Raw genomic sequence first — 26,227 nt, 5'->3', positions numbered from 1 at the left:
AATGCGCGTCTGCGAGGGAGGAAGCCCCATGTCGCTGGTGGAAGAGGCGCGCCGCGTGCGCGAAAACGCCTATGTGCCCTATTCGAATTTCAAGGTGGGCGCGGCGATCCGCGGGGCCTCGGGTCAGGTCTATGCCGGCGTGAATGTCGAGAATGTCGCCTATCCCGAGGGCACCTGCGCCGAGGCCGGGGCCGTCGCCGCGATGGTGGCCGCGGGCGAGACAGAGATTGCCGAAGTGGCCGTCATCGCCGACAGCCCGATCCCAGTCAGCCCCTGTGGCGGCTGTCGGCAGAAGCTGGCCGAATTCGGGGCGGGCGACGTGCCTGTCACGCTGGCCACGACGGATGGAAAGACGTTGCACACGACACTGGGTGAGTTGTTACCCGGCGCGTTCACGCAGGAATACATGGAGCGCAGCTGACTATGGATGCCCGCGCCATCATTGCCGGTCTGCGGCGCGGCGAAAGGCCCGGGCCCGAGGCGCTGGCGTGGTTTGCCCGGGGGCTTGCGAATGGCGATGTCAGCGACGCGCAGGCGGGTGCCTTTGCCATGGCCGTCTGTCTTCGGGGGCTGGGCGATGCGGGCCGCGTCGCCCTGACCGAAGCGATGCGCGATTCGGGCGACGTGCTGCGTTGGGATCTGCCGGGGCCGGTGCTCGACAAGCATTCGACCGGGGGGATCGGCGATTGCGTGAGCCTGGTTCTCGCGCCCGCGCTGGCGGCCTGCGGCATCTTCGTTCCGATGATTTCCGGCCGGGGGCTGGGTCACACCGGCGGCACCCTCGACAAGATGGAGGCGATCCCCGGCGTCGTCACCGCCGTCGACGAGGCGCGGCTCCGCAGGATCGTGCGACAGACGGGCTGCGCGATCGTGGGGGCAACGGGGCAGGTCGCGCCGGCCGACAAACGGCTCTATGCGGTGCGGGACGTGACCGGCACGGTCGAAAGCGTCGATCTGATCACCGCCTCGATCCTGTCGAAGAAGCTGGCAGCGGGGCTCGAGGGCCTGGTTCTCGATGTCAAATGCGGCTCGGGCGCCTTCATGAAGACACCGGACGAGGCACGCGAACTGGCCCGCGCACTGGTCGAGACGGCGAATGGCGCAGGCTGTCCGACGGCCGCGCTGATCACCGACATGGCCGAACCTCTGGCGCCCGCGCTGGGCAACGCGGTCGAAGTGGCCGTCTCGATGGAGGTGCTGTCGGGCAACCGGCTTGCCGCGCCGCGCCTGCATGACCTGACCGTGGCACTTGGCGGGCGGCTGATGGCGCTCGCCGGTCACGGAGAAGGAGAGGCCGAAGAAATGATCTCGGCGGCCATCGCCGAGGGCCGCGCCATGACGCATTTCGCCGCGATGGTCCAGGCGCTGGGCGGTCCGCCCGACATGGCCGAGGATTGGCGCACCCATCTGCCCGCGGCGCCGGTCGTCGGAGATATCGTCGCGCCCGAGGCGGGTTACATCTCGGCCATCGACGGGGAGGCGCTGGGCCTTGCGGTCGTGGCCATGGGCGGCGGGCGGCAGGTCGAAAGCGACCGGATCGATCCCGCCGTGGGGCTCAGCGACATGCGGCAGATTGGCACCCGCGTCGAACGGGGAGATGCTCTGGCCATGATCCACGCCCGTGACGAAGACAGCGCCGAAGCCGCGGCCCGCGCCGTGCTCGCCGCCGTGCATATAGGGGACAGGCCCGACCCTGCGCCCCTCGTTCTGGAAAGGGTCGATCCGTGACGGGCCGGGCCTTTCTGATCGTCATGGATTCCGCGGGCATCGGCGGGGCCCCGGATGCGGACCAGTATTTTAACGACGGACAGCCCGATACGGGCGCCAACACCATCGGCCACATTGCCCAGGCCTGTGCTGCGGGCCGGGCCGAGGACGGCCGCAGCGGGCCTTTGACCGTGCCTGTCATGGCAGGGCTTGGCCTTTACGACGCGATCCACCTGGCCTCTGGTCTCGATCTGCGGGGCGGCGGCGCGCCTACAGGCGCATGGGGCGCCGCGACCGAGGTCTCCCGCGGCAAGGATACGCCCTCCGGCCATTGGGAGCTGGCGGGCCTTCCCGTCCCGTGGGACTGGACGTATTTCCCGAAGACCGAACCGGCTTTTCCCGATGATCTGGTCGCCCGTGTCTGCGAACTGGCGGGGACGGATGGCATCCTCGGCAACCGCCATGCCTCGGGCACCGTCATCATCGACGAAGAGGGGCCCGAGCATATGCGGACGGGCTGGCCAATCTGCTATACATCCGTCGACAGCGTCTTTCAGATTGCCGCCCACGAAGAGGCGTTCGGGCGCGACAGGCTCTTGCGGCTCTGCGCCGATCTGGCGCCTGTGTTGCACGCGATGAAGGTGGGCCGCGTCATCGCCCGGCCCTTTGTCGGCTCGCCAGAGACCGGGTTCAAACGCACCGCCGCGCGCAAGGATTTCGCGATCGAGCCGCCGGAGCCCACCTTGTGCGACAAGGTCGCGGCGGCCGGGCGCGACGTCCACGCCATCGGCAAGATCGGCGACATCTTCTCGATGCGCGGGATTACCGATACCGCCAAGGGCCGCGATGCCGCGTTGATGGAGCATCTCGCGGACCGCGTCGCCGACGCCGCGCCTGGTTCGCTGACATTCGCGAATTTCGTTGAATTCGACACCGAGTTCGGCCACCGCCGCGACGTGTCGGGCTATGCCCGGCACCTTGAATGGTTCGACGCGGGGATCGGCCGTGTCCTGCCGCATCTGCGCGAGGATGACCTGTTGATCCTGACCGCCGATCACGGCAATGACCCGACCTGGCACGGAACCGACCACACCCGCGAGCGGGTGCCGGTTCTGGCAGCCGGTGTCGGCGCGCGCGCGCTGGGCCAGATGGCCTTTGTCGATGTCGCGGCAAGCATTGCCCATCACCTCGGGATCGAGGGCACGGGCCGGGGAAGGAACGTCTTTTGAGCTACAAGGAATACCCGAAGGTGGAATTGCACCTTCATCTCGAGGGTGGAGCGCCGCCGGCCTTCATCCGGCAGCTGGCCCACGAAAAGAAGACCGACCTGTCGCGCATCTTCCGCGAGGACGGCAGCTATGAGTATCGCGATTTCGATCATTTCCTGACGGTCTACGAGGCCGCCTGTTCGGTGCTGCAGACGCCCGAGGATTTTCGTCGTCTCGTTCTCGCCGTGATGGAGCAGAGCGCCGAGAACGGCGTCGTCTATTCCGAAACCTTCCTGTCGCCGGATTTCTGCGGTGGCGGTGACCTGTCGGCGTGGCGCGAATACCTCCATGCGATGCAGGAGGCCGCCGACGAGGCCGAACGCAAGATGGGCGTCACCCTGCGCGGGATCATCACCTGCATCCGCCATTTCGGCCCCGAAAAGGCCAAGCCGATCGCGCTTTGCGCCGCCGAGACGATGGGCGATTTCATCACCGGCTTTGGCATGGCCGGCGCCGAGATGGTGGGCCGGCCGGGCGATTATTCCTATGCCTTCGACATGGCGCGCGAGGCGGGGCTGCGCCTGACCTGCCACGCCGGCGAATGGGGCGGGCCTGACATGGTGGCCGACACGCTTCGCGATCTGGCGCCGGAACGGATCGGCCACGGCGTCAACGCGATCCACGACCTCGCCCTGGTCGACCGGATCGCGGAGGATGGGATCGTGCTCGAGGTGTGCCCGGGCTCGAACGTGTTTCTGGGGGCGACCGGGGATTGGCCGGAACACCCCATTCGCATGCTGCGCGAACGCGGCGTGAAGGTGACCGTCTCGACCGACGACCCGCCCTATTTCGGAACGACGATGACCCGCGAATTCGAGGGCCTCGCCCGTGCCTTCGACTGGACCGAAGACGATTTCGCGGAGCTCAACCGCACAGCGCTCGACGCGGCCTTCTGCGACGATGCGACCAAGGACAAGATCGCCAAGTTACTGGAGGCCACATGACTGAGCATCTGACCGTCGTCCAACATCCCCTCGTGCAGCACAAGCTGACCCTGATGCGGGACAAGGACACCTCCACCAAGTCGTTCCGCCAGCTTCTGCGCGAGATCAGCCTGCTTCTGGCCTATGAGATCACCCGCGAAATGCCGATGACGACGACCCGCATCGAAACCCCGATCGAGCCGATGGATGCGCCGATGATCGAGGGCAAGAAACTGGCGCTCGTGTCGATCCTGAGGGCGGGGAACGGCCTTCTGGACGGGATCCTCGAACTGATCCCGGCGGCGCGCGTGGGCTTCGTGGGGCTCTACCGTGATCCCGAGACGCTTCAGCCGGTGCAATATTACTTCAAGGTGCCGTCCGAATTGTCGAGCCGGCTGACCATCGTCGTGGATCCAATGCTGGCCACCGGCAATTCCTCGGTCGCCGCGATCGACCTGATCAAACAGGCGGGCGCGACCAATATCCGCTTCATGTGTCTGCTGGCCGCGCCCGAGGGCGTCGCACGCATGAAGGAGGCCCATCCCGACGTGCCGATCGTCACCGCCGCCCTCGACAGCCACCTGAACGACCATGGCTACATCGTGCCGGGGCTGGGGGATGCGGGCGACAGAATGTACGGAACGAAATAAGGAAAAAATAAGGCCAATCCGCCGGGATTGGGCAAGGATAACTTTACAATCCTGCGCATTTGGAGACAATCAACCGCAATATCTTGCGGGGGATAGTAGTCATGTCACGATTCGTAGGTGCAGTTGTTCTGAGCCTTGCAACATTCGCGCCGGGCTTTGCGGCGGCACAATCCGGCGCAATTCCGGCGGATTTTCCGCCCGCCGACTACACCGGAAACCAGTTCGTCGACAGCAACGGCTGTGCCTTCATCCGGGCAGGCATTTCCGGTGTGACCAACTGGGTGCCCCGCATGTCGCGGGCGCGCGTGCCGCTTTGCGGCTTCCAGCCGACATTCGCCGCCCCCCAGCCCGACCCCGAGCCGATGATGGCCGATGTGGAATCGGCGGCTGCCGAACCGGTTCCGGAACCGGTCGCCGCGCCAGCCGCCCGGCCCCAGGTGGCCGAGGCGCCGGCTCCGGTTCAGGCCCCGCGCCCGGCCGCGCCGCGCAATCCGATCTTCGGTGGCCCGATCGAGACGGTGGCCTCCATCGTAACGCCGCCAAACCTTGGTGGAGCTGCCGCTGCGCCTGCGCCGGTATCGGCACCCGCGGCAGCGCCCCGGGCCGAAGAGCCGGAGGTGCAAACCATCACGCTGGCCGAGGCCTGCGATGGTCGCACCGGACTTCAGCCGCGGTTCATCAACGCGCGGACCGGGGCACCCATCGATTGCGGGCCGGCGGAGCCGCCGGTGATTGCCTCTGCACCTGCGCCGATTTCGATCCCCCGTCCGTCCGCGGATGACGGCGTGCTGCGCCTGACCCTGTCGCAGATCTGTGCGCGCAGTTCGGCTGACGGCACCCGATTTGTGGATGCGTCAACCGGCGAGCCAATTTCCTGCCCCTCCGCGCCGACGGTGATCGCGGGGCCTGCCCTGCCGTCCGGTCCCGCTCTTCCCGGGGCGCCTGTCCCGCCGGGCATCATCGCACCGACGATTGCCGCACCGGTCGCTGCGGCTCCGGTGGTTGCATCGGCAGGCAGCCGGCCCTGTTCGAACCCGATCCTCGCGGGTGCGTCCCGGCCGGACGTGCGGTGTGGCCCGCAGGCGCAATCGCCTTCGGGCTATAGCTCTGCCGTTATCGCGCCTTCGCATTCGGTGGCCCGTGCACCAGCCGGTCCGGCGGTCTCTGGGCAGATCCCGGCCTCGAACCCGGTCAGAGCGGCGACGCCCGCGCGTCCGGTCGAAGGATACCAGCGCAGCTGGGACGACGGGCGCGTCAACCCGCAGCGGGGCCTGACGGCAACGGCCGCCCCGCAGGTCGCCGCCCCGGAGCCTCGCGTCTCGACCCGCAACGCGCCGCAGGCAACTGCGCATCGCTATGTTCAGGTGGGCACCTATGGCGACCCCGCCAACGCCGACCGCGCGGCCGCACGTCTTCGGGCGCTGGGACTGCCGGTGGGCTTTGCCAATATCACCCGGAACGGGCAGGCGCTTCGGGTCGTGGCCGCCGGGCCGTTCGCCGATGCATCGGCCTTGGGTGCGGCGCTGAATGCGGCGCGCTCGGCGGGCTACGGAGACGCCTTCACCCGGCGATAGAGGGCATCAGCGACGGCAGATGTTCTGAAGGCTGACCCAGTCACCGTCGTTCAGGATCTCCGGCACTGTCCCCACGTCAACCGCCGCCAGCTCGTTCAGGGCCTCGGGGTTGCCCATCTCGGCCAGCCATGGGGCCGGCGGAATGCGGGCCTGTTCGAAACCGGATCGAAGCTCCGGCATCGCGGCCAGCGGGCCGGCCGTCGTCAGAAGCCGGGCGGCATGGGCCTGAAACACTTCGGTCGGTATGCTGCCGGTCGTCATGAGCCGGAAGGTCGTGGCAAAGCCCGCCTCCGTCAGCATTGGCTCCAACGGGTCGGCCTCGCTGCGGCTGAGTGCGGAAGCCAGCACATGGCCCGCGACAGAGGCCGGATCGTCAGGCCGTTCGACCATTTCGCGTGACAGGAGGATGATGCCGCCCGGCAAATAGACCGGCCCGGCAAGCTCTCCCGGCAGAACAAGGATCTGCCCCGGCGCGTCACGGCCCAGGACGCGTGTCTTGAGGCGGCCAAGCGCGCTTGTTCCCAGTGGATCGCGGCAGGAGGCGCCGGTTTCGCGCTGGATATGGCCCAGAAGCGTCGCGCCGATCTCGGCCCGCTTGGCGGGGGGGACGACACTCAGCGTCTGGCGCGTCAACGCGCCAGGCAGCCAGAAAATACCAAGGCCGATGCAGGCCGCAAAGCCCGCCCAAAGCGTGATCTGCCGCAGACGGCCCGGGCGCGGTTTCGACTGTTCCACCGCCTGCCTGATGGTGTCGATCGCCTCGATCATCAGGTCGTCGGACAATTCGATGGTTTCTTCGCCGTCGGGGTCGGGGGAATAGAGCGCGGGAAGGTTGACGCCGTTGAGCCGGCGGATCGCGGGCAGGGACCAATGGGTGATCGGTCGACCCGCCATATCCGAGATCACAAGCGTCGCCTCGCCGAACGACAGGGCGACCTCACGGCGCTGATCTTCCGGCCCCGGCCGCCAGAGGCCGGTGCTTTCCAGCCGCGCGTATTCCTTCAGTGCTGTCATGCCTGTTGGGGCCTGCTCTGCCTCCGTTGCGCGCGACTCTACAGGCAAATCCTGACGAACGGTAGATGTCCCTTGGTGCTGGATCGACGCCTCGATGGCGCCGTCAGCCGGGCGGATGACAGCGCAAATAGACGCAAGGGCCGACCTGCCAGAGGATCAGTCCCGAACCCCGGCGAACCGTTCGGCCCATTCGGCGCGCTGGTCGTCGGTGATCTTGGTGAAGAGGTTGTCCGGAACCGTGAAGGCATGGCCGGCTGGCAATGCGGCAAGGGCCGCGGGCACATCGTCCGGCCAATCCGTATCGGGCGCGTTCATGGCGGCCAGCATCGCTGCGGCCGCATCGGGTATGAAGGGCGCGGAGAGACGCGCGTAAAGCGCGATCAGGTTGAGGCCCAGCCGGACCTGCGCGGCTGCGCTCTCCGGATCGGTCTTGAACGTGGTCCAGGGCGCTGCTGCCTGAAGATATTCGTTGCCCGCAGCCCAGATCGCCCGCAACTCCGCGGCGGCACGGCGGATCTCGATCCGGTCCATGTGGCCGGCATAGGCCGCGGTGCGACGGGTGATCTCCTCGACCAGGGCCGCTTCCCGATCGCCGGGCGCGCCGCCCTCGGGCACCGCCTCGCCGAATTTCGAGCGGCAGAACTTCGTGATGCGGCTGACGAAATTGCCCAGCACATCGGCGAGGTCCTTGTTCACGTCGGTCTGGAACGCTTCCCATGTGAATTCGCTGTCCGATGTCTCGGGCGCGCGGGACAGAAGCCACCACCGCCAGTAATCGGCGGGCAGGATTTCCAGCGCCTGATCCATGAATACGCCGCGTCCGCGCGAGGTCGAGAACTGGCCGCCGTCATAGTTCAGGTAGTTGAACGACTTGATGTAATCCACCAGCTTCCACGGCTCGTTCGAGCCGAGGATCGTGGCCGGGAAGCTCAGTGTATGGAAGGGCACGTTATCCTTGCCCATGAACTGGGTATAGGTGACGTCGTCGGCACCCTTGTCTGTCCGCCACCAGCGTTCCCAGTCGTCGCCCTTGCCGGCCTCGACCCATTCCGCACCGCAGGCGATGTATTCGATGGGCGCGTCGAACCAGACATAGAAGACCTTGCCCTCCATGCCGGGCCAGGGCGCGCCGTCCTTCATCACGGGCACACCCCAATCCAGATCGCGGGTGATGCCCCGGTCTTGCAGTCCGTCGCCGTCACCCAGCCATTTCTTGGCGATCGAGGTCGTCAGCACGGGCCAGCCTTCGCGGGTGTCGATCCATTCCTCCAGCCGATCCTTCATCGCGGACTGGCGCAGGTAGAGGTGTTTCGTCTCGCGCATCTCCAGATCGGTGGCGCCCGAAATCGTCGAATGCGGGTTGATCAGGTCGGCGGGGTCGAGCTGCTTGGTGCAATTGTCGCATTGATCGCCGCGCGCGCTGTCAAAGCCGCAATTGGGGCAGGTGCCCTCGATATAGCGGTCGGGCAGAAACCGGCCGTCGGTGGGCGAATACATCTGCGTTTCCGACACTTCGCGGATCAACCCCTCGTCGTCCAGCCGCGCCGCGAAATGCTGGGTCAGCGCGTGGTTCTGCGGTGAAGAGGACCTTCCGAAATGATCGAAGGACAGTCGGAACCCCTCGGCCAGCTTTGCCTGAACCTCATGCATTTCGGCGCAATATTCAGCCACCGGTTTGCCGGCCTTCTTGGCCGCGATCTCGGCCGGTGTGCCATGCTCGTCGGTGGCGCACAGGAACAGCACCTCGTGACCCCGTGTCCGCAGGTAGCGGGCATAGAGGTCGGCCGGCAACTGAGAGCCGACAAGATTTCCGAGATGCTTGATCCCGTTGATATAGGGTATCGCGGAGGTGATGAGATGGCGTGCCATGGCGTCCAGACCGTGTCGGGTTGCATTCGTCGCCTGCTTAGCCGCCCGCCGCGCAAAGGGCCAGAGGCAGGGTCATCACCTCTTGGCCTTGCCGGATAACCTGCCTTGACATGTCCCTGCGATCTCCCGAACTCTTCTCCATATTTTTTCCGGGCGATGCCCCGCTCCATTATGTTGAGGAATTGAGATGGTCACGCTTGTTTCCGAAACGGTCTCTGGCTTTTCAGCGACCTCTGCCGACACGATCTACATCGTCGAGTCCAACGTCGTCGTCGGAAATACGGGCGACGCGGTCGAATTGAACGCATTCGAAGATGTCGTCTTGCTCGTCGAGGGCACCTTGGCCTCTGATACGGGCATCGGGGTCGACATGAACGCCGCGCGCAACCAGACGATCATTTCCGCGTCAGGAACGATCTATGGCGCGACATTCGGGATCACCTTGGGCAGCGCGGATGGTTCGGTTGTCAACAACGGCACGATCTCGTCGCTGGGTGAGGCGATCTCGGTGACTGGCGTGAATGCTCGGGTCGAGAATTACGGTGTCCTGACCGCCTTTGGTGCCACGTCATTTGCGGTCGATATCGACAGCAACAACGTTGAACTGACGAATTCGGGGGAGATTTCCGGATCTGTAGCGATCCGGGTGGATGGGGATGATACCCGGATCAACAACAGCGGCGTCCTATCGGCGACCAACTACGGGATGGACATTCAAGGGGTCCTCGCCGAGGTCTACAATACCGGCGAAATCCTGGCCGCGAACCAGGGTGTGTCATTCAATGTCGGCATCGGAGAGCTGGTGAATTCCGGGTTGATCCAGGGGGATATTCGCGGTGTGTACTTTGGCAACGGGTCCAGCTCCGAAACGGAACTGACACTGGTGAATTCCGGGGAGATCCTGGCGCTGGATCGCGCCGTCTATGCCGTTTCGGGCACTCTGGATGTGAGCAATACCGGCGTGATCTCCGGCGGGAATTCGGGTGTCGAAGTGGATAGCGATACCACGCTCAATCTTGCCAACTCGGACCAGATAACCGGGCAGGATTTCGGTGCGGTGATTGGTGGAGACGAGGCGGATCGGGTCGACAATTCCGGAAGTATCGTGGGCGATGTGACTCTGAATTCCGGGGACAACCTGCTGATCAATTCGGGCCAGATCCTCGGAGAGGTGACCACGGGTGCGGGCAACGATACCGTCCTGACCGTCGGGTCCGGGGTCATCTCCGGCCCGGTCGAAACAGGTGCCGGCAACGACGTCATCACCGGAGGAGCGGGCGCCGACGTGATCGACGGCGGGGTAGATGACGATTTCATCACAGGTGGCGGCGGTGTTGACGATCTTGCGGGCGGTGACGGGATCGACATCGTCCTCGGTGGCACCGGCGCCGACACGATCACCGGGGGCGAGGGGTTCGACTTCCTTTTGGGCGAAGAGGGCGCGGATGTGTTTCTCTTCACGGCAATCTCCGACAGCGCGGCGGGCGAGGCAGACAGCATCCTCGATTTCGAACAGGGCGCGGACATCATCGACCTCTATTCCATCGAGACCAGCATCGCATTCCTCGGCACCGGCGCGTTCACCGGGTCCGGCGGTGCGGAATTGCGCACGACGAATGTGGGCGGGGTCCTGTCGATCGTCGATTTCGACGTGAACGGGAACGGCGTCGCCGACATGCAGATCATCGTCTACGGCGCGCTTGACATGGATCGTGGAGATTTCGGACTATAGGGGCATAAGACAGATCTATTTTTGATCCTTCGGGCCATTGGGCCACGGCGGAGCACGACTTCAAGTGATTTTTTTGATGGGGAGGACGCCATGGCGTTGGTCACATTGGGCAATCCGACGACCACGAGCCAGATCGATCTTGACAACGACGTGATCCAGCTCACCGAAGGAAGTCAGTTTTCGGCCACATCGACGTTATATACCTTCGTCGACAACGATAACTCGACGATCGTGATCGACGGCACGGCGCTGATGTCCGGGTCCGGGTTCGATCCGGCGATGGAGGTCGATGCGGCCTCATCGGGAATTGGCATGATCATCTCGGACAGCGGGCGCATCATCAGCACGCAGAACGGTCTTCAGATCGATTCCAACGGCACGCTGCTGCAGAATGCCGGCGAGATCCATGCCGACAATGTGGCTGTGCAGTCATCGGGCGTCGATCTGTTCATCCGTAATTCGGGGATCATTTCCGGCGGGGATGGGATCAATGCACAAAGCTCTTTGTACCTCGAGAACACGGGCCAGATTTCGGCATTTTCCGTTGGTGTGAGGGCAACTGTCAGTGGCAGCTTGGTGAATTCCGGATCGATTTCGGGGCTGAACGCGGCTGTCTCTCTCTTCAGCGGGTCCTTTCTGGTGCAGAATCTGGCGGATGGGGTGATTTCGAGCGATGCTGTCGCGCTTGCCATCGTGACATCCGGAGACATGAGCGTGGACAATACCGGAACGATTTCCGGGGGCACACACGCTGTGGCGTCCGACAATGCGGACCTGCTGGTGGTCAATGCCGGGACCATTTCCGCCACATCCAATGCCGCGATCACGACGATTACCTCGGGCGAGATGTCCATCGCAAACAGCGGCACGATCAGTTCGGGCAGCGGAATTGCCATCGGTGCCGACGAGGCAACGAGCGTCGGGCTTACCAACACCGGCGATATTCTCGGTGACGTCGTTCTTGGCAGCGGGGACGATGTCGTCGTGAATGCGGGGCAGGGCGTGATTGCCGGTGTGGTCGAGGGCGGGAACGGAAACGATACGATCCTCGGCGGCACATCCTCAGAGACGATCGATGGCGGGGCCGACAATGACTACATCACTGGCGGAAATGGCGATGACGCGCTCACCACGGGCGGCGGTATCGACATCATACTTGGCGGTGCCGGGGACGACGAGATCACTGTCAATCGCGGCGGAACGAAGTTTCTTCTGGGACAGGCGGGCGCGGATACGTTCTATTTCCTCGATTCCAGTGTGAGTCCGCCGGGGGGAGAGATCACGTCCATCCTGGATTTCGAACAGGGTGCCGACATCATCGATTTCTACGCCATCGCAAGCGGCATCGCCTTTGTCGGTGAGGCCGGGTTCTCGGCAACCGGTGGCGCCGAGATCGCCACGAAGGACATCGGCGGCGCGGTCACGCTCGCCCAACTCGACGTGAACGGAGACGGGACAGCCGAACTGGAAATCCTGGTCTATGGCGTGGTCGACATGACGCTGGCCGATTTCGGGCTTTGACGTCTTGCCCTTGGCCTGACACTCGCTAACCTCGCGCCGAACAAGCGAAAAGAGGTCAGCATGAAACAGATCCCCCTCGGACGGGCCGGGTTTACCGTGTCCGAATGGTGCCTCGGCACGATGACATTTGCGGGACAGACGCCAGAGGCCGATGCCCACCGCCAGATCGAGATGTCTCTCGATGCCGGGATCGATTTTCTCGACACAGCCGAGATGTATCCGGTCAATCCCGTCCGGCCCGAGACGGCCGGCAACTCGGAAACGGTGATCGGCAACTGGATCGAAAAGACAGGCCGCGGCGCGGAGATCAAGGTGGCGACAAAGGCTGTTGGCCCAAACGGCATGGGTCTGCGCGAGAATGGCAAGGGATACACGACCGAGAACCTGCGCGGCGCGGTCGAGGATTCGCTGCGGCGCCTGCGGCGCGACGTGATCGACCTCTACCAGCTGCACTGGCCGGTGCGCGGCAGCTACATGTTCCGCCAGAACTGGACCTACGATCCCGCCGGCCAGAGCCGTCAGGAGACGCTCGATCACATGGACTCGATTCTGGGCGTGCTCAAGGATCTGGTGGCAGAGGGCAAGATTCGCGCCTTCGGAATGTCGAATGAAACCTGCTGGGGCACGACACGCTGGATCGACCGGGCCGAGGCCACGGGCGGGCCAAGGCTCGTCAGTGTGCAGAATGAATATTCGCTGATGTGCCGGCTTTATGACACCGACATGGCCGAAATGGCGGTGAACGAGGATGTCCTGTTGCTGTCGTTCTCGCCGCTGGCGGCCGGGATCCTGACCGGCAAGTATCTGGACGGCACGGTGCCCGAGGGATCGCGCCGGTCGCTGGTTCCGGAAATGGGCGGGCGGGTCACGGCGCGGTCGGAGGGGACGGCACGGGCCTATGTCGATCTTGCCGAAAGGCACGGCCTGTCGCCGGTTCACATGGCGATGGCATGGCAGACGACGCGGCCGTTTCCGGTCTGCCCGATCTTCGGGGCGACGAACGTCACGCAGCTGGAACATATCCTCGAGGGCAAGGATGTAACCCTGTCCGACGAGGTGCTGTCCGACATCGTGGAGACCCACAAGGCCCACCCGATGCCCTATTGAGGCCGGCCGGGCGACGCGCGGCTTGCGCCGACGCCCCGCCCGCCGTCCCGTCAGGGGGAGGGCGTGAGGATCACAAGCGCCTGACCGATCAACGGTTCCGGTCCGCGCGCGCAATGAAACGACCACAAGGCTGTCTGCGCCCCGTGGGGATAACCGGGGTGAAGAGGCGGCATTCCATGACCTCTCCGGAGGAAGGTTTGCCGTTGTCTGGCATGCATTAGGGTCCGGGCAGGGCCTCCTTGACAAAGACCGGATCATCGGGACACGTTTGTCGTCATCACGTATTGCTCGCGAGTTTGCATTTCATGACTTCAGTCATTCTGACCGACACGACAACGGGGGCGGCTGCGCCTTCGGATGACTCGCTTTCTGTGGTCGAGATCAACACGGCCGTCACCAATTCCGGCGGCAACGCCTTCGATTTCGATGGGTTCGACAACAGCACTCTCATCGTCGCGGGCATCGTCGCGAGCCAGGCCTTTTCCTCTGGCGTCTTCGGTAATGGCGCATCGAGTGAAAGCGAGGTCGTCGTTTCTGCCTCGGGGATCGTCAGTTCCGGTGATCAGGGCATCTGGCTGCAAGGGGAGCGGTCCTCCGTTACGAATGAAGGCCTGATCGAGGGGACGAGTTCCGGGCTCAGCATCGACGGCGATGAATTCGTCTTGCGCAACACTGGCACGATTGTGGCCAATTCGGATTATGATTTATCTTCCGCCTCGATCTCCCGCGGGGTGTCGCTCGTTACTATTGGTCAGGCACAGATCACGAATACCGGGATGATAGCCTCGGGGTATTTCGGGATCCAGATCAGTGGCGATGATGAAAATGCTCAATTCGATATTTCCAATTCCGGTCTTATCGAGGGTTGGGAGAGCGCAATACATCATATTTCGGGAGACCTCTCCCTCGATAACAGCGGTGATCTGCTATCGATATCCGATAGTACGCTTTTTCATTCGCTGGGCGATCTGGACCTTGTCAATTCAGGTCGGATTTCGATGTCAGGTTCTGGATCCTACGCCGCGTTGGAACTACTTTCTTCCAACAGGTCTGACAGCGTGCAGAACTCGGGTGAGATCGTGTCCGTCTCTGGTTTTGGGATCGTTTCAGCAGGGGCAAACCTGATCGTGCAGAATTCCGGCCTGATTTCTGCATCTTTCTCGGGGATCTTCCTTGAGGATCTTGCCGGGAACAGTTTCCAACTGACCAATTCGGGCGAGATCGTCTCTGCAAGGGGATTAGATGCGATCGCTATCGCTGCAGGGTCGACGTTCGCCACTCTGATCGTCAACACCGGTCAGATATCGGGGGCCATGGCTCTCGGCGACGGACAGGACATCGTGGTGACCACCGGGGAAGGTCTGATTACAGGCGCTGTGTCGACGAAAGGCGGCGCCGACTATGTCCAGGGCGGTCAATTCACTGACCAGGTCAACGGTGGCTCGGGGATCGATATCCTTCTTGGCGGCGGCGGGGCCGACGTGATCACCGGCGGCGACGATATCGACTTCCTTCTGGGAGAGGAGGGGGCTGACGTGTTCCTGTTCACCGCGATCAGCGATAGCGCGGCGGGCGAGGCTGACAGTATCCTCGATTTCGAACAGGGCGAGGACATCATCGACCTCTATTCCATCGAGACCAGCATCGCATTCCTGGGCACGGGTGCCTTCACCGGGTCGGGTGGCGCGGAATTGCGGACGACGAACGTGGGCGGCGTCCTGTCCATCGTGAACTTCGACGTCAATGGCGATGGGCTGTCCGACTTGGAGATCGTCGTCTATGGCGCGCTCGACATGTCGCGGGCCGATTTCGGGCTTTAGCCCGAGACGCGGCAAGCGTCTTCTGCCCCCGGGGGCCGTCGACACCGAGGTTCCGGGACAAACGAGCGGCGCCGCGCACGCGACATGGCTCGTGATAGCGCGGGCAGTCTGGCAGGTGTCCAGGGGAAAGGTTCGATGATCGAAAGTTCCGGGAAACCGCAGTCCATGCGCGGCGGGTAAAGGCGCCCAGCCTATGCGCCTTGGCCGTGGGTTATCGTCAATCTGACAGTCCGCCCTCGGCAGTTCCATCAGTCGTTTCGCCAATTTCCGGGTTGATGTGCCCTGCGCTTCGCCGCAACGTCGCCCGGGAACAAGAGGGAGCCCGACATGCCGCTGACAATGAACCGGGATGTGTTCATCACCTGTGCCGTGACCGGCTCCGGCGGGACGCAGGACCGATCGCCCCATGTGCCGCGTTCACCCAAGGAGATTGCCGACAGCGCGATTGCCGCGGCCCGGGCGGGGGCAGCGATCGTGCATTGCCATGTCCGCGACCCCGAAACCGGCGCGCCCTCGCGCGACCGGGCAATGTTTCGCGAGGTGACGGACCGGATCCGCGACGCCGATATCGACGTGGTTCTGAACCTGACGGCGGGGATGGGCGGCGACATGGTCTTCGGCGATGTCGAGCAGCCCTTGCCGACCACCAAGGGCACCGACATGGCCGGGGCGACGGAACGCGTGGCGCATGTCGCCGAATGCCGGCCCGAGATTTGCACCCTCGATTGCGGAACGATGAATTTCGCCGAGGCCGATTATGTCATGACCAATACGCCGGGCATGCTGCGCGCCATGGGCGCCATGATGACCGAGATGGGCGTGAAGCCCGAGATCGAGGCCTTTGACACAGGTCATCTGTGGTTTGCGAAAGAACTGGTGAAGGAGGGCGTTCTCGATGCGCCCGCGCTGGTTCAGCTGTGCATGGGTGTGCCCTGGGGCGCGCCGGATGACCTGAACACCTTCATGGCGATGGTCAACAACGTGCCGGACGACTGGACATTCTCGGCCTTTTCGCTGGGCCGCAACCAGATGGCCTATGTGGCTGCCGCGGTTCTGGCGGGCGGCAATGTGCGCGTCGGACTGGAAGACAACCTCTGGCTGGGCAAGGGCCAGCTTGCCACGAACGAACAGCTTGTCGCCCGCGCAAGGACGATCATCGAGGCCATGGGTGCCCGCGTCATCGGCCCCGCAGAGGTGCGCGAGACGCTTGGCCTTGTCAAACGCCCGCCGGTCAGCTGACCCGTCATGAAAGGACATATCATGCGCCCCGTCATTCTTGCAGGTCTTCTGGCGCTGACCGCCTGTGGTCAGACACCCGAGGGCACTCCCACGATCAGCTTTCTCCAATCCTATCGCGACACCAGCGTTCCGATCGGATCGAAGGCCGATCTGGATACCGAGCGCTACCTTGGCCTGTGGTATGAAATCGCGCGGTTCCCGGTCCCGTTCGAGGCGGGCTGCGTGGGCGTCACCGCCGAATACGACCTGATCGAGCCGGGGCTGATCTCGGTGCTGAACACCTGCCGCACCCCGGACGGGTCGGTGCGCACCGCGATCGAGGGACAGGCCGAGATCGTCGGGCCGGGGCGGCTCGAGGTCAGCTTTGCCAACGTGCCCTTCGTGCGTGGCGATTATTGGGTCCTGTGGGTCGATGACGGCTATCGTACCGCCGTGGTGGGTGCCCCCAATGGGCGGTCGGGCTGGATCCTGAACCGCGATCCGACGATCAGCGCCGACAGGCTTGCCGCCGCGCGCGAGGTTCTGGATTTCAACGGCTATGATCTGAACCAGCTGGAAATGGTGCCGCAGGACGTCAACCTTCCGGTGGGCCAGTGACCGGCGCCGCCATGCGAGCGGCCATCCTTGGCGGCGGCGTGATCGGCGGCGGCTGGGCGGCCAGGTTTCTTCTGATGGGGTGGGACGTGCGCGTCTTCGACCCTGACCCGGAGGCAGAACGCAAAGTGGGCGAGGTGATCGCCAACGCCCGCGCCAGCCTTCCCGGTCTGACCGATGGCCCGATGCCCCAAGAGGGACGGCTGAGTTTTCACGCGACGATCTCCGAGGCGGTCGAGGGCGCAGCCTGGGTGCAGGAAAGCGTGCCCGAACGGCTCGAACTGAAGCGCAAGGTCTATCAGACCGCGCAGGCCCACATGGGGCAGGATGCGATCCTCGGCTCCTCCACCTCGGGGTTCAAACCGTCCGAGCTTCAGGGCTGCGCAAGCGCGCCCGGCCAGATCGTCGTGACCCATCCGTTCAACCCGGTCTACCTTCTGCCGCTGATCGAGCTGGTCACGACCGAGGCAAACAGCACGGCCACGATCGCACGGGCGAAAGAGATCCTGTCCGGGATCGGCTGTCATCCGTTGCATCTGCGCAAGGAAATCGACGCCCATATCGCCGACAGGTTCCTCGAGGCCGTCTGGCGCGAGGCGCTGTGGCTGATCAAGGATGGCATCGCCACGACCGAGGAGATCGACGACGCGATCCGGTATGGTTTCGGCCTGCGCTGGGCCCAGATGGGCCTGTTCGAGACCTATCGCATCGCGGGCGGCGAGGCGGGAATGCGCCATTTCATCGCCCAGTTCGGCCCCTGCCTTGCCTGGCCCTGGACCAAGCTAATGGACGTTCCCGAGCTGACCGAGGACCTGATCGACGCCATTGCCGATCAATCGGATGCACAATCGGGTGCGCATTCGATCCGCGAGCTTGAACGGATCCGCGACGCTAACCTCGTGACCATGATGCGGGGGCTGAAGGCCCGGGATTGGGGGGCGGGCGCGATCCTGAATGCGCAGGAACGCCGGATGCCCGGCCCACCACGACGGATCGAGGAGATCGAGGATATCATCGTTCCGGTCCTGACGGTGGCGCGGGCGGTGCCTCTCGACTGGACGGATTACAACGGGCACATGAACGAGGCGCGTTACCTTCAGGTCTTTGGCGACGCGACCGACCGGTTCATGGCGATTGTCGGTTGCGACGAAAGCTATATTGCCTCGGGCAGCAGCTACTTTACCGCCGAAACCCATATCCGGCATCTGGACGAGGCGCTGGCCGGCCAGCGTATCCGGGTGGAGACCCAGTGTCTGGATGGTGCGGGCAAGCGGATGCACCTGTTCCACCGGATGTGGGAGGGCGAGCGGCTTATCGCCACCGGAGAGCATATGCTGATCCATGTGAGCCTGAAGACCCGCAAATCGAGCGTGCCGGGGCCGGTTGTGGCCGAACGGCTCGGTCGCGTGGCCGAGGCGCATGGGGCGCTGCCCACCCCTGACGGTGCCGGGGCAGCAATCGGCCGGCGCTAGATCGCGCGGCGCAGGTCCGCGAGGTGGGCCGGCAATTCGTGGGCCGGCACATAGGCCTCGCGCACCAACCGGTCGAAATGCTGGCTGATCGCCTGCACCCGCTCCACGTCGCGGAAGGCAAGATAGGAGCTGCCCAGATAGATCACGGCCAGCAGCGGGCCGAAGACCGTCACCGGCGCCGAAAACAGCCTTCGTGCGTCGAAGAGGTATATCCGCAGGGTGGGATAAAGCTGGTCATGCAGATCGGCCATGAAATCGATCTGCCGCAGCCGCGCGTCACGCGACAGGCCCGCATAATACCCCGTGCCAGCCGCGCAGGAGGCCAATTCGTATAGCGGCAGGGCGATCTCGTGGTCTGAGCGGGCGGCCCGCATCAGCGCGAGCCTGTCCTGACTGGCTCCGATCGCCTGGTCGATGGTCTTGCCGAGGGATGGCTCGTATTCCCAGCGCAGAACCTCCTCGGTCTTGACCATGTCCGGCAGCAGGGCGGGGACATGCCGGATCTTGTATCCGGCGGCCTCCTGATACCAGTCGAAGATCTGCTCATCGACAAGCGCGCGGGGCGCCTCGGTCATGGTGAGCGCATCGGCCACCAGCTGGGCGGCCTGTTCCGGCCTGTCGGTCAGCCCGAGAAGCCAGTCTGCCGATACGCCCAGCGTGGCGGCAAAGGCGGCGACAAGCTGCGCGTTCGGCAGCCGGGCACCGTCGTCGCCCAGAAGCTGGCTGATCGTGGAGCGATCGACCCCGGCGGCGCGGGCCAGCGCGCTTCGGTTGGTGCCGCTGCTCTCCATCGCCTGAACGAGGCGCTCCCGAAATATGCGGGCCCGGTCACGTTTGTCGATATTTATCATCATCTGATGGAAATTATCACCATTGTTTGGAGTTGTTAATAAGTCTCGGAATGGCTCTGCCTGCAGGTTGGACCTATGCTGAGGTCAATTCATAAAATTCAACAACGTCAAGGGGATGGGATGCCTAATCCTGTGCGTCAGGTCGAATGGCCGACGCTGGCGATGATCGGCCTGTGCTATCTGATCTGGCTTGCCGCGCTGTTTGCGCCTGTGCCCGTGATCGTGCGGATCGGGCTTGCCGCGGTGTCGATCGCGCTCCATTCCTCGCTGACCCACGAGGTGATCCATGGCCATCCGACCCGGTGGCGGTGGCTGAACGAGGCTCTGGTCTGGCCGGCGCTGACGGTGATCGTTCCCTTTGGCCGGTTTCGCGACACCCATCTCGATCATCACTATGATGCGCGGCTGACCGATCCCTATGACGATCCGGAATCCAATTACCTCGACCCTTCGGTCTGGGCTCGGCTGCCTGGGGGGGCGCGGGTGATCCTGCGCCTCAACAACACGCTTCTGGGGCGTATCGTTCTTGGCCCGGTTCTGGGAACGGTCGCCTTTCTGACCTCGGACCTGAGGGCGATCCGGGCGGGCGACAGCCGGGTCTTGCGCGGCTGGCTCCCCCATTTGCCCTCGGCTCTTGCGGTCGTGTGGCTGGTCGGGGTGGCGCCGATCTCGGGTTGGGCCTATCTGGCGGCGCTGTGGCTTGGGCTCGGGCTGATCAAGATACGCACGTTTCTGGAACATCAGGCGCATGCGCTGGTTCCGGGGCGGACGGCCGTGGTGGAGGATCGGGGGCCGCTTTCGCTTTTGTTTCTGAACAACAATCTGCATTTCGTGCACCACATGCATCCGACCGTGCCATGGTACGAGCTTCCCGCGCTCTATTCTGCGCGGCGCGAGACCTATCTATCGCGCAACGGCGGATACCTGTTTCGTTCCTACCGGGATGTCTTTGCGCGCTATCTGCTCCGCGCGAAGGATCCGGTCGCCCATCCGCTCTGGCCAGCTCGGCCGGACTGAGCGGGCTGGAAACTCCGCCCGGCTCCTGCGATGAGATCGCATGGATGCCTGGATCTACGTCACCCTAGGCGCCGTCGTGGCGCAGACTGCCCGCTTTGCGCTGCAAAAGCGGCTGAAGGTGACGGGCCTGTCCACCGGCGGGGCGACATTCGCCCGCTTTGTCTATTCCGCGCCGCTTGTTCTGATCCTGCTCGCGGGTCATGCGTGGACAAGCGGACAGGCGCTGCCGTCGGTCCCGCCTGCGTTCTGGGCCTACGCCCTTGTCGGCGGAACCACGCAGATCCTTGCCACGATGTGCGTCGTCGCCCTGTTTTCGCACCGCAATTTCGCCGTCGGCATGACCTTCAAGAAGACCGAGGTCCTGATGAGCGTGCTGGTCGGGCTGATCGTGTTGGGCGAGGGCGTGTCCCTCGCTGCGCTGATCGCCATCCTCGTGGGCTTTGCCGGTGTTCTGCTGCTGTCGGATCCGCCGGGTGGCTCGGGCCGCTGGTCGCGGCGCATCTTCAACCGGGCGGCAGGTCTTGGCCTGGCCTCGGGCCTGTTGTTCGCGATGTCGGGGGTGGGCTATCGGGGTGCATCCCTCTCGCTGGCCTCGGGCGATACGCTCTTGCGGGCGGTGGTCACGCTGGCCTGTGTCACCCTGTTCCAGACACTGGCGCTGGGGGCCTGGTTGCTCTGGCGCGAGCGTGGCGAAATCGGCCGCGTGTTCGCGGCATGGCGCGTCGCGGGCCTTGTCGGGATCACAAGCATGATCGGATCGGTCTGCTGGTTCACGGCCTTCACGCTTCAGACGGTGGCCTATGTCAATGCGCTGGGGCAGGTCGAGTTGATCCTGTCGATGGCTGTTTCGATCCTGTTCTTCCGCGAGCGGATGACATGGCGCGAAGGGCAGGGACTCGTCCTGCTGTCGGCAAGCGTTCTGGGCCTCGTTCTCGTGACCTAGTCGAGCGGCCTGCGCCCGCCAAGCCGCGTGACCAGGTGCGCCTCGTCATCGTTGCGAAAGAACGGCACGTCATCAGGCGGCGTCGTGCCCGCGATGCGACCCGACAATTCGGCCAGGACCACCTCGGTGATGAAGGGCAGATCAAAGTCGCGCGCCGTATCGAGGGGTATCCACTGCAAATGGTTCAACTCGTCCTCGGCCCGCGAGAAATCGTCGGGATCGGTGGCCAGCGCTTCAGCGCGGGCGAGAAAGAACCGCGCGTCGAACCGGCGCGGCCGGCCCAACGGCGTCACGGCGCGAAAGATATAGGTCAGTTCGGCCCCGCTGGGCGCAAAGCCCGCCGCCGCGAATCCGCGCCAGCCGCGGGGCGGCGGCTCCGCCCAGCCGTGCGGATCGCCAAGGATCAGGCCGGTCTCTTCCCACAATTCGCGCAGGGCCGCGGCGGCAAGGGCCTCGGGCGTGCAACCGCTTTCACGGCCAAGCGCGGCATGGGTGTCTGGCCTCAGCGGTCTGGCCAGCGGGATCGTTCCGTCCACCGCATCGACCGCGCCGCCGGGAAAGACGAACTTGTTGGGCAAAAACGCAGCACCCGCGCCGCGCTGACCCATCAGGATGCGTGGCCGCGTGTCCTCATCGCGCATCAGCACGATGGTGGCGGCGTCGCGCAACTGGCTCTTGTCTGTCATGGGGCGCTGGGCTCCCGCCCGGTTATCAGCCTGTCTGGCCGAAACCGTGCATCCGCCGCGCCCATTGGAACGCCACGACCACGCCTTTCAGCCTGGGCAGAAGGTAAAGCGACAACGCCACGCAGCCAATGGTAAAGATCGTGGCCAGAACCAGCGGTTCAGGCCGGAACCGGGTGAACGCGATGTGGATCAGCGGTGCCATCAGGTGCCCCACCACGAGGATCGTGAGGTAGGCCGGGCCGTCATCGGCCCGATGATGCGAGAGATCTTCGCGGCAGGACGGGCATTGATCGCGCACCTTGAGATAGCCGTCGAAGATATGTCCCCGTCCGCAATTCGGGCAGCGCCGGCGAAACCCACGCAGGATCGCGGGTTTGGTCGGACGGTCGTCCTCGTCGGTGCCGGTATCGGAAGCGAGGGGGGATTCGAGCGATTGTTCGGACATGGAAACCTCTTTCGGCGCCTTTCTCTGCCTCGTTCCGTGAAAAGAAAACCCCGATCCTGTTCTTTGCGGCGCCATGACGCGGGCCGGATAATTTTTGCCCGCGCGCGACGGAACGCTCCGGGCCCGGCGTATCACTCGGGATTTCGGCGATAAGGCCGGGGAAAACGAGGCTGAAGAAAGTGGAGAACACGATGTCACATGGCATGATCAAGACGGGCGCGCTGGTCGCGGCGATTGCGGTGGGCTTTGCCGTTACCGGTGTCGCGGCGCAGGGCAACGGCCCGGATGGCACACAGGGCCGCGGCGGGATGATGGCGTTCGAGACGCTCGATCTTGACGGCGACGGGATAGTCACCGAGGCCGAACTTGCCGGTGCCGCGGAGGCCCGGTTCGCCGAGGCCGATCTGGACGGCGACGGCGCGCTGTCGGCAGATGAACTGACTGCACAAGCCGAGGCCCGGATGGCGGCCAGCCTGGCAGACCGGATCACCGGGATGATCGAACGGTTCGACGAAAATGGCGACGGTCTGATCCAACCCGCCGAGATGGCCGATCGTGGCCCGGATGCGGGCCGGTTCATGGCGCGGTTCGATGCCGATGGCGACGGGTCGGTCAGCGCGGAGGAATTCGACACCGCGCGCTCGGATCACGGTGGCCGTCGTCACGGCGGTGGCAAGAACGGGGATCGGCATGGCCCTCGCGACCGCGGCTGATGGCAGGGGCTGGGCGGACCGCTGGTCCGCCCTTGCCGATGGACGGGGCAGGGCCCCGCGGCTAGGAAGGCAGGCCATGACGATGCCTGCCCAACACGACGCCGCAGAAACGGCACAAGGCGACGAGGAGGGAGCCCTTCTTGTCGCCTATGCCAATGGCGATCCCGATGCGGGGCGTGACCTGACCCTGCGGCTTGCGCCACGGATTCTGGCACAGGCGGTCCGGATGCTGGGCGATCGCGCCGAGGCGGAGGATGTCACGCAGGAGGCGTTGATCCGGTTGTGGAAACTCGCGCCCGACTGGCGGCAGGGTGAGGCGCGTGTCACGACGTGGCTTTATCGGGTGACCGCCAATCTGTGCACGGATCGCCTGCGCCGCAGAGCAAGGGCCGTGCCGATCGACACCGTGGCCGAACCCGAGGACGACCGGCCCGGCGTATCCGACACGATGATGGGGTCGGCCCGGATGACGGCTCTGGCTGCGGCGCTGGCCGAATTGCCGGAGCGACAGGCGCAGGCCGTGGCGCTGCGGCATCTCGAGGGGTTGGGCAATCCGGAGATCGCCGAGATCATGGACATCACTGTCGAGGCGGTCGAAAGTCTGACGGCCCGCGGGAAACGGGCCCTTGCGGCGCTCCTCGCTCACCGGAAGGCGGAACTGGGATATGAAGATGACTGATGAAACCGACCAGAGCCTGATTGACGCCCTTCTCGAGGATGTGGCGCAGCATCCTGTCGCGCCGATCGATGCGGTGTTGATGGCGCGTCTGGTCGAGGATGCCGACAGGCTTGTCCCCCGACCCGAGCCGGTGGCGGGCGCCATTGCCGCGACGGGCTGGCGCGGCGTGCTCGATCTGATGGGGGGATGGCCCGCCATGGGAGGTTTGGTCGCGGCCGGTGTCGTCGGGCTGTGGATCGGCCTCGCCCCGCCCGATCTGGTCGATGACGCGGTGGCCGGGCTGCTGGGCGGCACGGTCGCGGTTGATCTGACGGGCCTTGGCGACAGCCTCGGGATGGAGGGATAGATGGCCGATGCCAAGCAAGCCCCGGGCGGCACGCCGCGCTGGCTTAGGATCGTGCTGGTCGTGTCGCTGGGCGTGAACCTCGCGGTGGCGGGCCTTGCCATCGGGTCCGCCTACAAATGGCGGACGGATGGCGGGCCGCCCCGGTCGGTGGACCTGACGCCTGGCCCTCTGAGCCGCGCGCTTACCCCGGAGGATCGCCGTGCCGTCATCGAAGAGATGCGCGCGCGAGGGGAGGGTCAGCGGCCCGGGTTCCGCGAAATCCGCGGCCGAAGCGAGGATCTGCTGATCCTGCTGCGCGCCGATGATTTTGACGCGGGCGCCTTCGCCGAAACGCTCGACCGCATTCGCGACATGGCGCTTTCATTTCAGGAGGACGGGCAGGCGGCGATCATCGCGCGGATCTCCGAGATGTCGCCCGAGGACCGGCGCGCCCTCGCCGACCGTCTCGAAGAGCAAAGCCGCAGAGGGTCGCGCGAGGATGACCGGACGGACCGGACCGACGGCTAGAATTGCGGGCCCCGGCGCCGCCACCTGTCAGGCGGCCGAGGGGCAGAGCGTGACGGTGTTCCGGCCCGCCGTCTTGGCCGCGTAAAGCGCTGCGTCGGCGCGGGCATAAAGGCCCGTGATCCCGGCCTCGGAGCAGGCTTCCGCCCCGCCGAGCGCCACGCCGACAGACAGGGTCACTGTCACATTGGCGCGCAGGATCGCCTCTGCCCGGTCGGAGTCACCGAAAGGCGCGGTCCGGGTGACAGAGATCGGCTGCTCGGCCACTCTCTGCCGCAGGCTGTCGGCCAGGCTCTGGGCCTCGGCCTCGGTCGTGTCAGGCAGGGCGATCAGGAATTCCTCGCCCCCGATCCGGCCGACGATCCCGCGCGGTTCGACCTGCTCGCGCAGGATCTGGGCGACGCCGCGCAGGACCTTGTCCCCTGCGCTGTGGCCAAACTGGTCGTTCACCGATTTGAAATGGTCGATATCGAGGACCATTGCCGCAAATCGGCGCCCCGAGATGGCCGCCTGCTCCGCCAAACGGGCAAGCTGCGCCATGGCATAGCGGCGGTTGTAGAGGCCGGTCAGGGGATCGGTGATCGCCGCGCGCAGACCGTTTCGGACCTTGTCGCGCATCCGGTCGGCCTGGCCCTTCTGGCGCAGGACATTGCGGATGCGGATCGCCAGTTCGGCTGTGCTGACCATGTGGCTGACCACATCATTGGCGCCGAGGTCCAGCGCCGTGGCGGCCAGATCGGGTGCCTCTGCAGGCAGGATGGCGATCTGTGCCGCGTGACGCCCCGATGGCCTGCTGCGAAGATCGGAAAGCAGGCGCAACAGATCGCCGGGAGACAGATGGGCACCGACACCATCGATCAGGAACAGGTCGGGCTCCGGTGGGGCATCCTCTGACAGGTCTTCGCCCGGTGTCAGGAATTCGACCCGGTCGTTCATCGCGACGGTCGCGGCCTCGATTGCGGGTTTGAGTACACTTTCCCGCGCGGACAGGACAACGATGCGCCTCGGACCGTGAAACTCCTCGTCGGCGTCGGCAAAGCCGGCGGAATATTCCTCGACCGACGCGAAATCATCCAGGGCATCGCGATTGCGCAGGATCGACCGGATACGCGCCAGAAGCAGCCCCTCGCAAACCGGCCTGTCGAGCACCTCTGTCGCACCGGCCTTGAGCGCGGCAAGGCGCGCGGCAGGGCGATCGGTGCTCGCCAGGCCGATGATCGGGATTGGCCTCGCGGGGGCGTCGTGGTTCAGGCCGAACGTGGACTTGAGCGATTCGATGACGCCGCTTCGAGTCATCCGGCGGCAGAATTCCAGAACCGCCGGTAAGCCCTCATCAAGACCAAGAAGGATCAGGTCGGGCTGTGCCTCGCCCAGTCGGGCCATCGCATCCGCCGGACCATCGGCGCACAGGACCCTGTAGTTCGCGGATTCGAGAGCGCTTCGCAGCGTGATCCTGTTCGTAAAGACCGGATCGACAAGAAGGACGAGACAATTCATCCGGTTTCCCTTTCGGGCTTCTGCCCCTTTTCAACCACTACATTCGGTGGGAATGG

General features: G+C 64.8%; 25 protein-coding genes. 19 read left to right on the top strand and 6 right to left on the bottom strand.

Translation table 11 applies throughout. The features are described 5' to 3' along the window. The first annotated feature begins 28 nt into the window (after window positions 1-28). The 6 genes from EP376_RS18035 (at window position 29) to EP376_RS18010 (ending at window position 6,122) form a co-directional block, all read left to right on the top strand. On the top strand, window positions 29-421 hold the full coding sequence (locus EP376_RS18035; RefSeq protein WP_127657022.1) for a cytidine deaminase: 393 nt from the start codon (window positions 29-31) through the stop codon (window positions 419-421). Window positions 422-423: 2 nt separating this feature from the next. Then, a complete protein-coding gene (locus tag EP376_RS18030) occupies window positions 424-1,728 on the top strand; it encodes a thymidine phosphorylase (RefSeq protein ID WP_127657021.1) in 1,305 nt (434 codons plus the stop codon). Then, complete coding sequence (locus EP376_RS18025; RefSeq protein WP_276317307.1) at window positions 1,725-2,936, top strand: phosphopentomutase; 1,212 nt, start codon at window positions 1,725-1,727, stop codon at window positions 2,934-2,936. Before EP376_RS18030 ends, EP376_RS18025 begins: the two co-directional genes overlap by 4 nt. Then, window positions 2,933-3,919 carry an adenosine deaminase gene (locus EP376_RS18020; protein ID WP_127657020.1) on the top strand — a complete coding sequence of 329 codons (987 nt, stop codon included), beginning with the start codon at window positions 2,933-2,935 and terminating at the stop codon, window positions 3,917-3,919. Before EP376_RS18025 ends, EP376_RS18020 begins: the two co-directional genes overlap by 4 nt. Then, window positions 3,916-4,548: a uracil phosphoribosyltransferase gene (gene upp / locus EP376_RS18015; protein WP_127657019.1), complete on the top strand. Its 633-nt coding sequence runs from the start codon at window positions 3,916-3,918 to the stop codon at window positions 4,546-4,548. The genes EP376_RS18020 and upp overlap by 4 nt, the downstream gene beginning before the upstream one ends. Before the next feature lie 101 nt (window positions 4,549-4,649). Beyond that, window positions 4,650-6,122, top strand: a complete 1,473-nt coding sequence (locus tag EP376_RS18010) for an SPOR domain-containing protein (protein WP_127657018.1) — start codon at window positions 4,650-4,652, stop codon at window positions 6,120-6,122. A 6-nt stretch (window positions 6,123-6,128) separates the two neighbouring features. On the opposite strand, the gene EP376_RS18005 is transcribed toward EP376_RS18010, so the two are convergent. Beyond that, entirely contained in the window at window positions 6,129-7,136 is a 1,008-nt protein-coding gene (locus EP376_RS18005; RefSeq protein WP_127657017.1) for a hypothetical protein, read from the bottom strand. A gap of 156 nt (window positions 7,137-7,292) precedes the next feature. Further along, window positions 7,293-9,005: a methionine--tRNA ligase gene (gene metG, locus EP376_RS18000; protein ID WP_127657016.1), complete on the bottom strand. Its 1,713-nt coding sequence runs from the start codon at window positions 9,003-9,005 to the stop codon at window positions 7,293-7,295. Window positions 9,006-9,192: 187 nt separating this feature from the next. Here metG and EP376_RS17995 point away from each other — a divergent pair, with 187 nt between their 5' ends. The 7 genes from EP376_RS17995 to EP376_RS17965 all read left to right on the top strand — a co-directional run bounded on the left by EP376_RS17995 (window position 9,193) and on the right by EP376_RS17965 (window position 18,490). Continuing rightward, window positions 9,193-10,737, top strand: a complete 1,545-nt coding sequence (locus tag EP376_RS17995; RefSeq protein WP_127657015.1) for a calcium-binding protein — start codon at window positions 9,193-9,195, stop codon at window positions 10,735-10,737. 90 nt (window positions 10,738-10,827) lie between these two features. Then, window positions 10,828-12,258 (top strand): autotransporter outer membrane beta-barrel domain-containing protein, encoded by a 1,431-nt coding sequence (locus EP376_RS17990; protein ID WP_127657014.1) that lies wholly within the window; start codon window positions 10,828-10,830, stop codon window positions 12,256-12,258. A 60-nt stretch (window positions 12,259-12,318) separates the two neighbouring features. Further along, a complete protein-coding gene (locus tag EP376_RS17985) occupies window positions 12,319-13,365 on the top strand; it encodes an aldo/keto reductase (RefSeq protein WP_127657013.1) in 1,047 nt (348 codons plus the stop codon). A 239-nt stretch (window positions 13,366-13,604) separates the two neighbouring features. After that, window positions 13,605-15,185: a M10 family metallopeptidase C-terminal domain-containing protein gene (locus EP376_RS17980; RefSeq protein WP_127657012.1), complete on the top strand. Its 1,581-nt coding sequence runs from the start codon at window positions 13,605-13,607 to the stop codon at window positions 15,183-15,185. Between the two features lie 327 nt (window positions 15,186-15,512). Continuing rightward, on the top strand, window positions 15,513-16,424 hold the full coding sequence (gene bcoG / locus EP376_RS17975) for a 3-dehydrocarnitine:acetyl-CoA trimethylamine transferase BcoG (RefSeq protein ID WP_127657011.1): 912 nt from the start codon (window positions 15,513-15,515) through the stop codon (window positions 16,422-16,424). A gap of 21 nt (window positions 16,425-16,445) precedes the next feature. Beyond that, window positions 16,446-17,021: a lipocalin family protein gene (locus EP376_RS17970; RefSeq protein WP_127657010.1), complete on the top strand. Its 576-nt coding sequence runs from the start codon at window positions 16,446-16,448 to the stop codon at window positions 17,019-17,021. An 11-nt stretch (window positions 17,022-17,032) separates the two neighbouring features. Beyond that, a complete protein-coding gene (locus EP376_RS17965; RefSeq protein ID WP_127657009.1) occupies window positions 17,033-18,490 on the top strand; it encodes a carnitine 3-dehydrogenase in 1,458 nt (485 codons plus the stop codon). Here EP376_RS17965 and EP376_RS17960 read toward each other — a convergent pair. Continuing rightward, on the bottom strand, window positions 18,487-19,344 hold the full coding sequence (locus EP376_RS17960) for a helix-turn-helix domain-containing protein (RefSeq protein ID WP_127657008.1): 858 nt from the start codon (window positions 19,342-19,344) through the stop codon (window positions 18,487-18,489). The genes EP376_RS17965 and EP376_RS17960 overlap by 4 nt on opposite strands. Before the next feature lie 117 nt (window positions 19,345-19,461). On the opposite strand from EP376_RS17960, the gene EP376_RS17955 reads away from it, so the two are divergent. Continuing rightward, window positions 19,462-20,358, top strand: coding sequence for a fatty acid desaturase (locus EP376_RS17955; protein ID WP_127657007.1), 897 nt, complete (start codon window positions 19,462-19,464; stop codon window positions 20,356-20,358). A gap of 40 nt (window positions 20,359-20,398) precedes the next feature. Further along, window positions 20,399-21,301, top strand: a complete 903-nt coding sequence (locus EP376_RS17950) for a DMT family transporter (RefSeq protein ID WP_127657006.1) — start codon at window positions 20,399-20,401, stop codon at window positions 21,299-21,301. Here the strand turns inward: EP376_RS17950 and EP376_RS17945 are convergent. Then, window positions 21,298-21,987, bottom strand: coding sequence for an NUDIX hydrolase (locus tag EP376_RS17945; protein WP_127657005.1), 690 nt, complete (start codon window positions 21,985-21,987; stop codon window positions 21,298-21,300). The two genes, EP376_RS17950 and EP376_RS17945, sit on opposite strands and share 4 nt — an antisense overlap. 25 nt (window positions 21,988-22,012) lie before the next feature. Beyond that, the gene (locus EP376_RS17940) at window positions 22,013-22,432 is read right to left on the bottom strand and encodes a DUF983 domain-containing protein (protein ID WP_127657004.1); all 420 of its coding nucleotides are present in this window, start codon (window positions 22,430-22,432) and stop codon (window positions 22,013-22,015) included. Window positions 22,433-22,623: 191 nt separating this feature from the next. On the opposite strand from EP376_RS17940, the gene EP376_RS17935 reads away from it, so the two are divergent. The 4 genes from EP376_RS17935 (at window position 22,624) to EP376_RS17920 (ending at window position 24,677) form a co-directional block, all read left to right on the top strand. After that, on the top strand, window positions 22,624-23,145 hold the full coding sequence (locus EP376_RS17935) for an EF-hand domain-containing protein (protein ID WP_238928791.1): 522 nt from the start codon (window positions 22,624-22,626) through the stop codon (window positions 23,143-23,145). 76 nt (window positions 23,146-23,221) lie between these two features. After that, entirely contained in the window at window positions 23,222-23,824 is a 603-nt protein-coding gene (locus tag EP376_RS17930; protein WP_238928790.1) for an RNA polymerase sigma factor, read from the top strand. After that, on the top strand, window positions 23,817-24,170 hold the full coding sequence (locus EP376_RS17925; protein WP_238928789.1) for a hypothetical protein: 354 nt from the start codon (window positions 23,817-23,819) through the stop codon (window positions 24,168-24,170). Before EP376_RS17930 ends, EP376_RS17925 begins: the two co-directional genes overlap by 8 nt. Next, window positions 24,171-24,677 carry a periplasmic heavy metal sensor gene (locus tag EP376_RS17920; protein ID WP_127657003.1) on the top strand — a complete coding sequence of 169 codons (507 nt, stop codon included), beginning with the start codon at window positions 24,171-24,173 and terminating at the stop codon, window positions 24,675-24,677. A 27-nt stretch (window positions 24,678-24,704) separates the two neighbouring features. Here the strand turns inward: EP376_RS17920 and EP376_RS17915 are convergent, their stop codons facing one another. Continuing rightward, window positions 24,705-26,171 (bottom strand): diguanylate cyclase, encoded by a 1,467-nt coding sequence (locus EP376_RS17915; RefSeq protein WP_127657002.1) that lies wholly within the window; start codon window positions 26,169-26,171, stop codon window positions 24,705-24,707. Between the last annotated feature and the right edge of the window lie 56 nt (window positions 26,172-26,227).

This window comes from Alexandriicola marinus (assembly GCF_004000435.1).
Lineage (GTDB): Bacteria > Pseudomonadota > Alphaproteobacteria > Rhodobacterales > Rhodobacteraceae > Alexandriicola > Alexandriicola marinus.
Note: the sequence above shows the minus strand (reverse complement) of the source record. Positions and strands in the feature narration are given on the sequence as shown.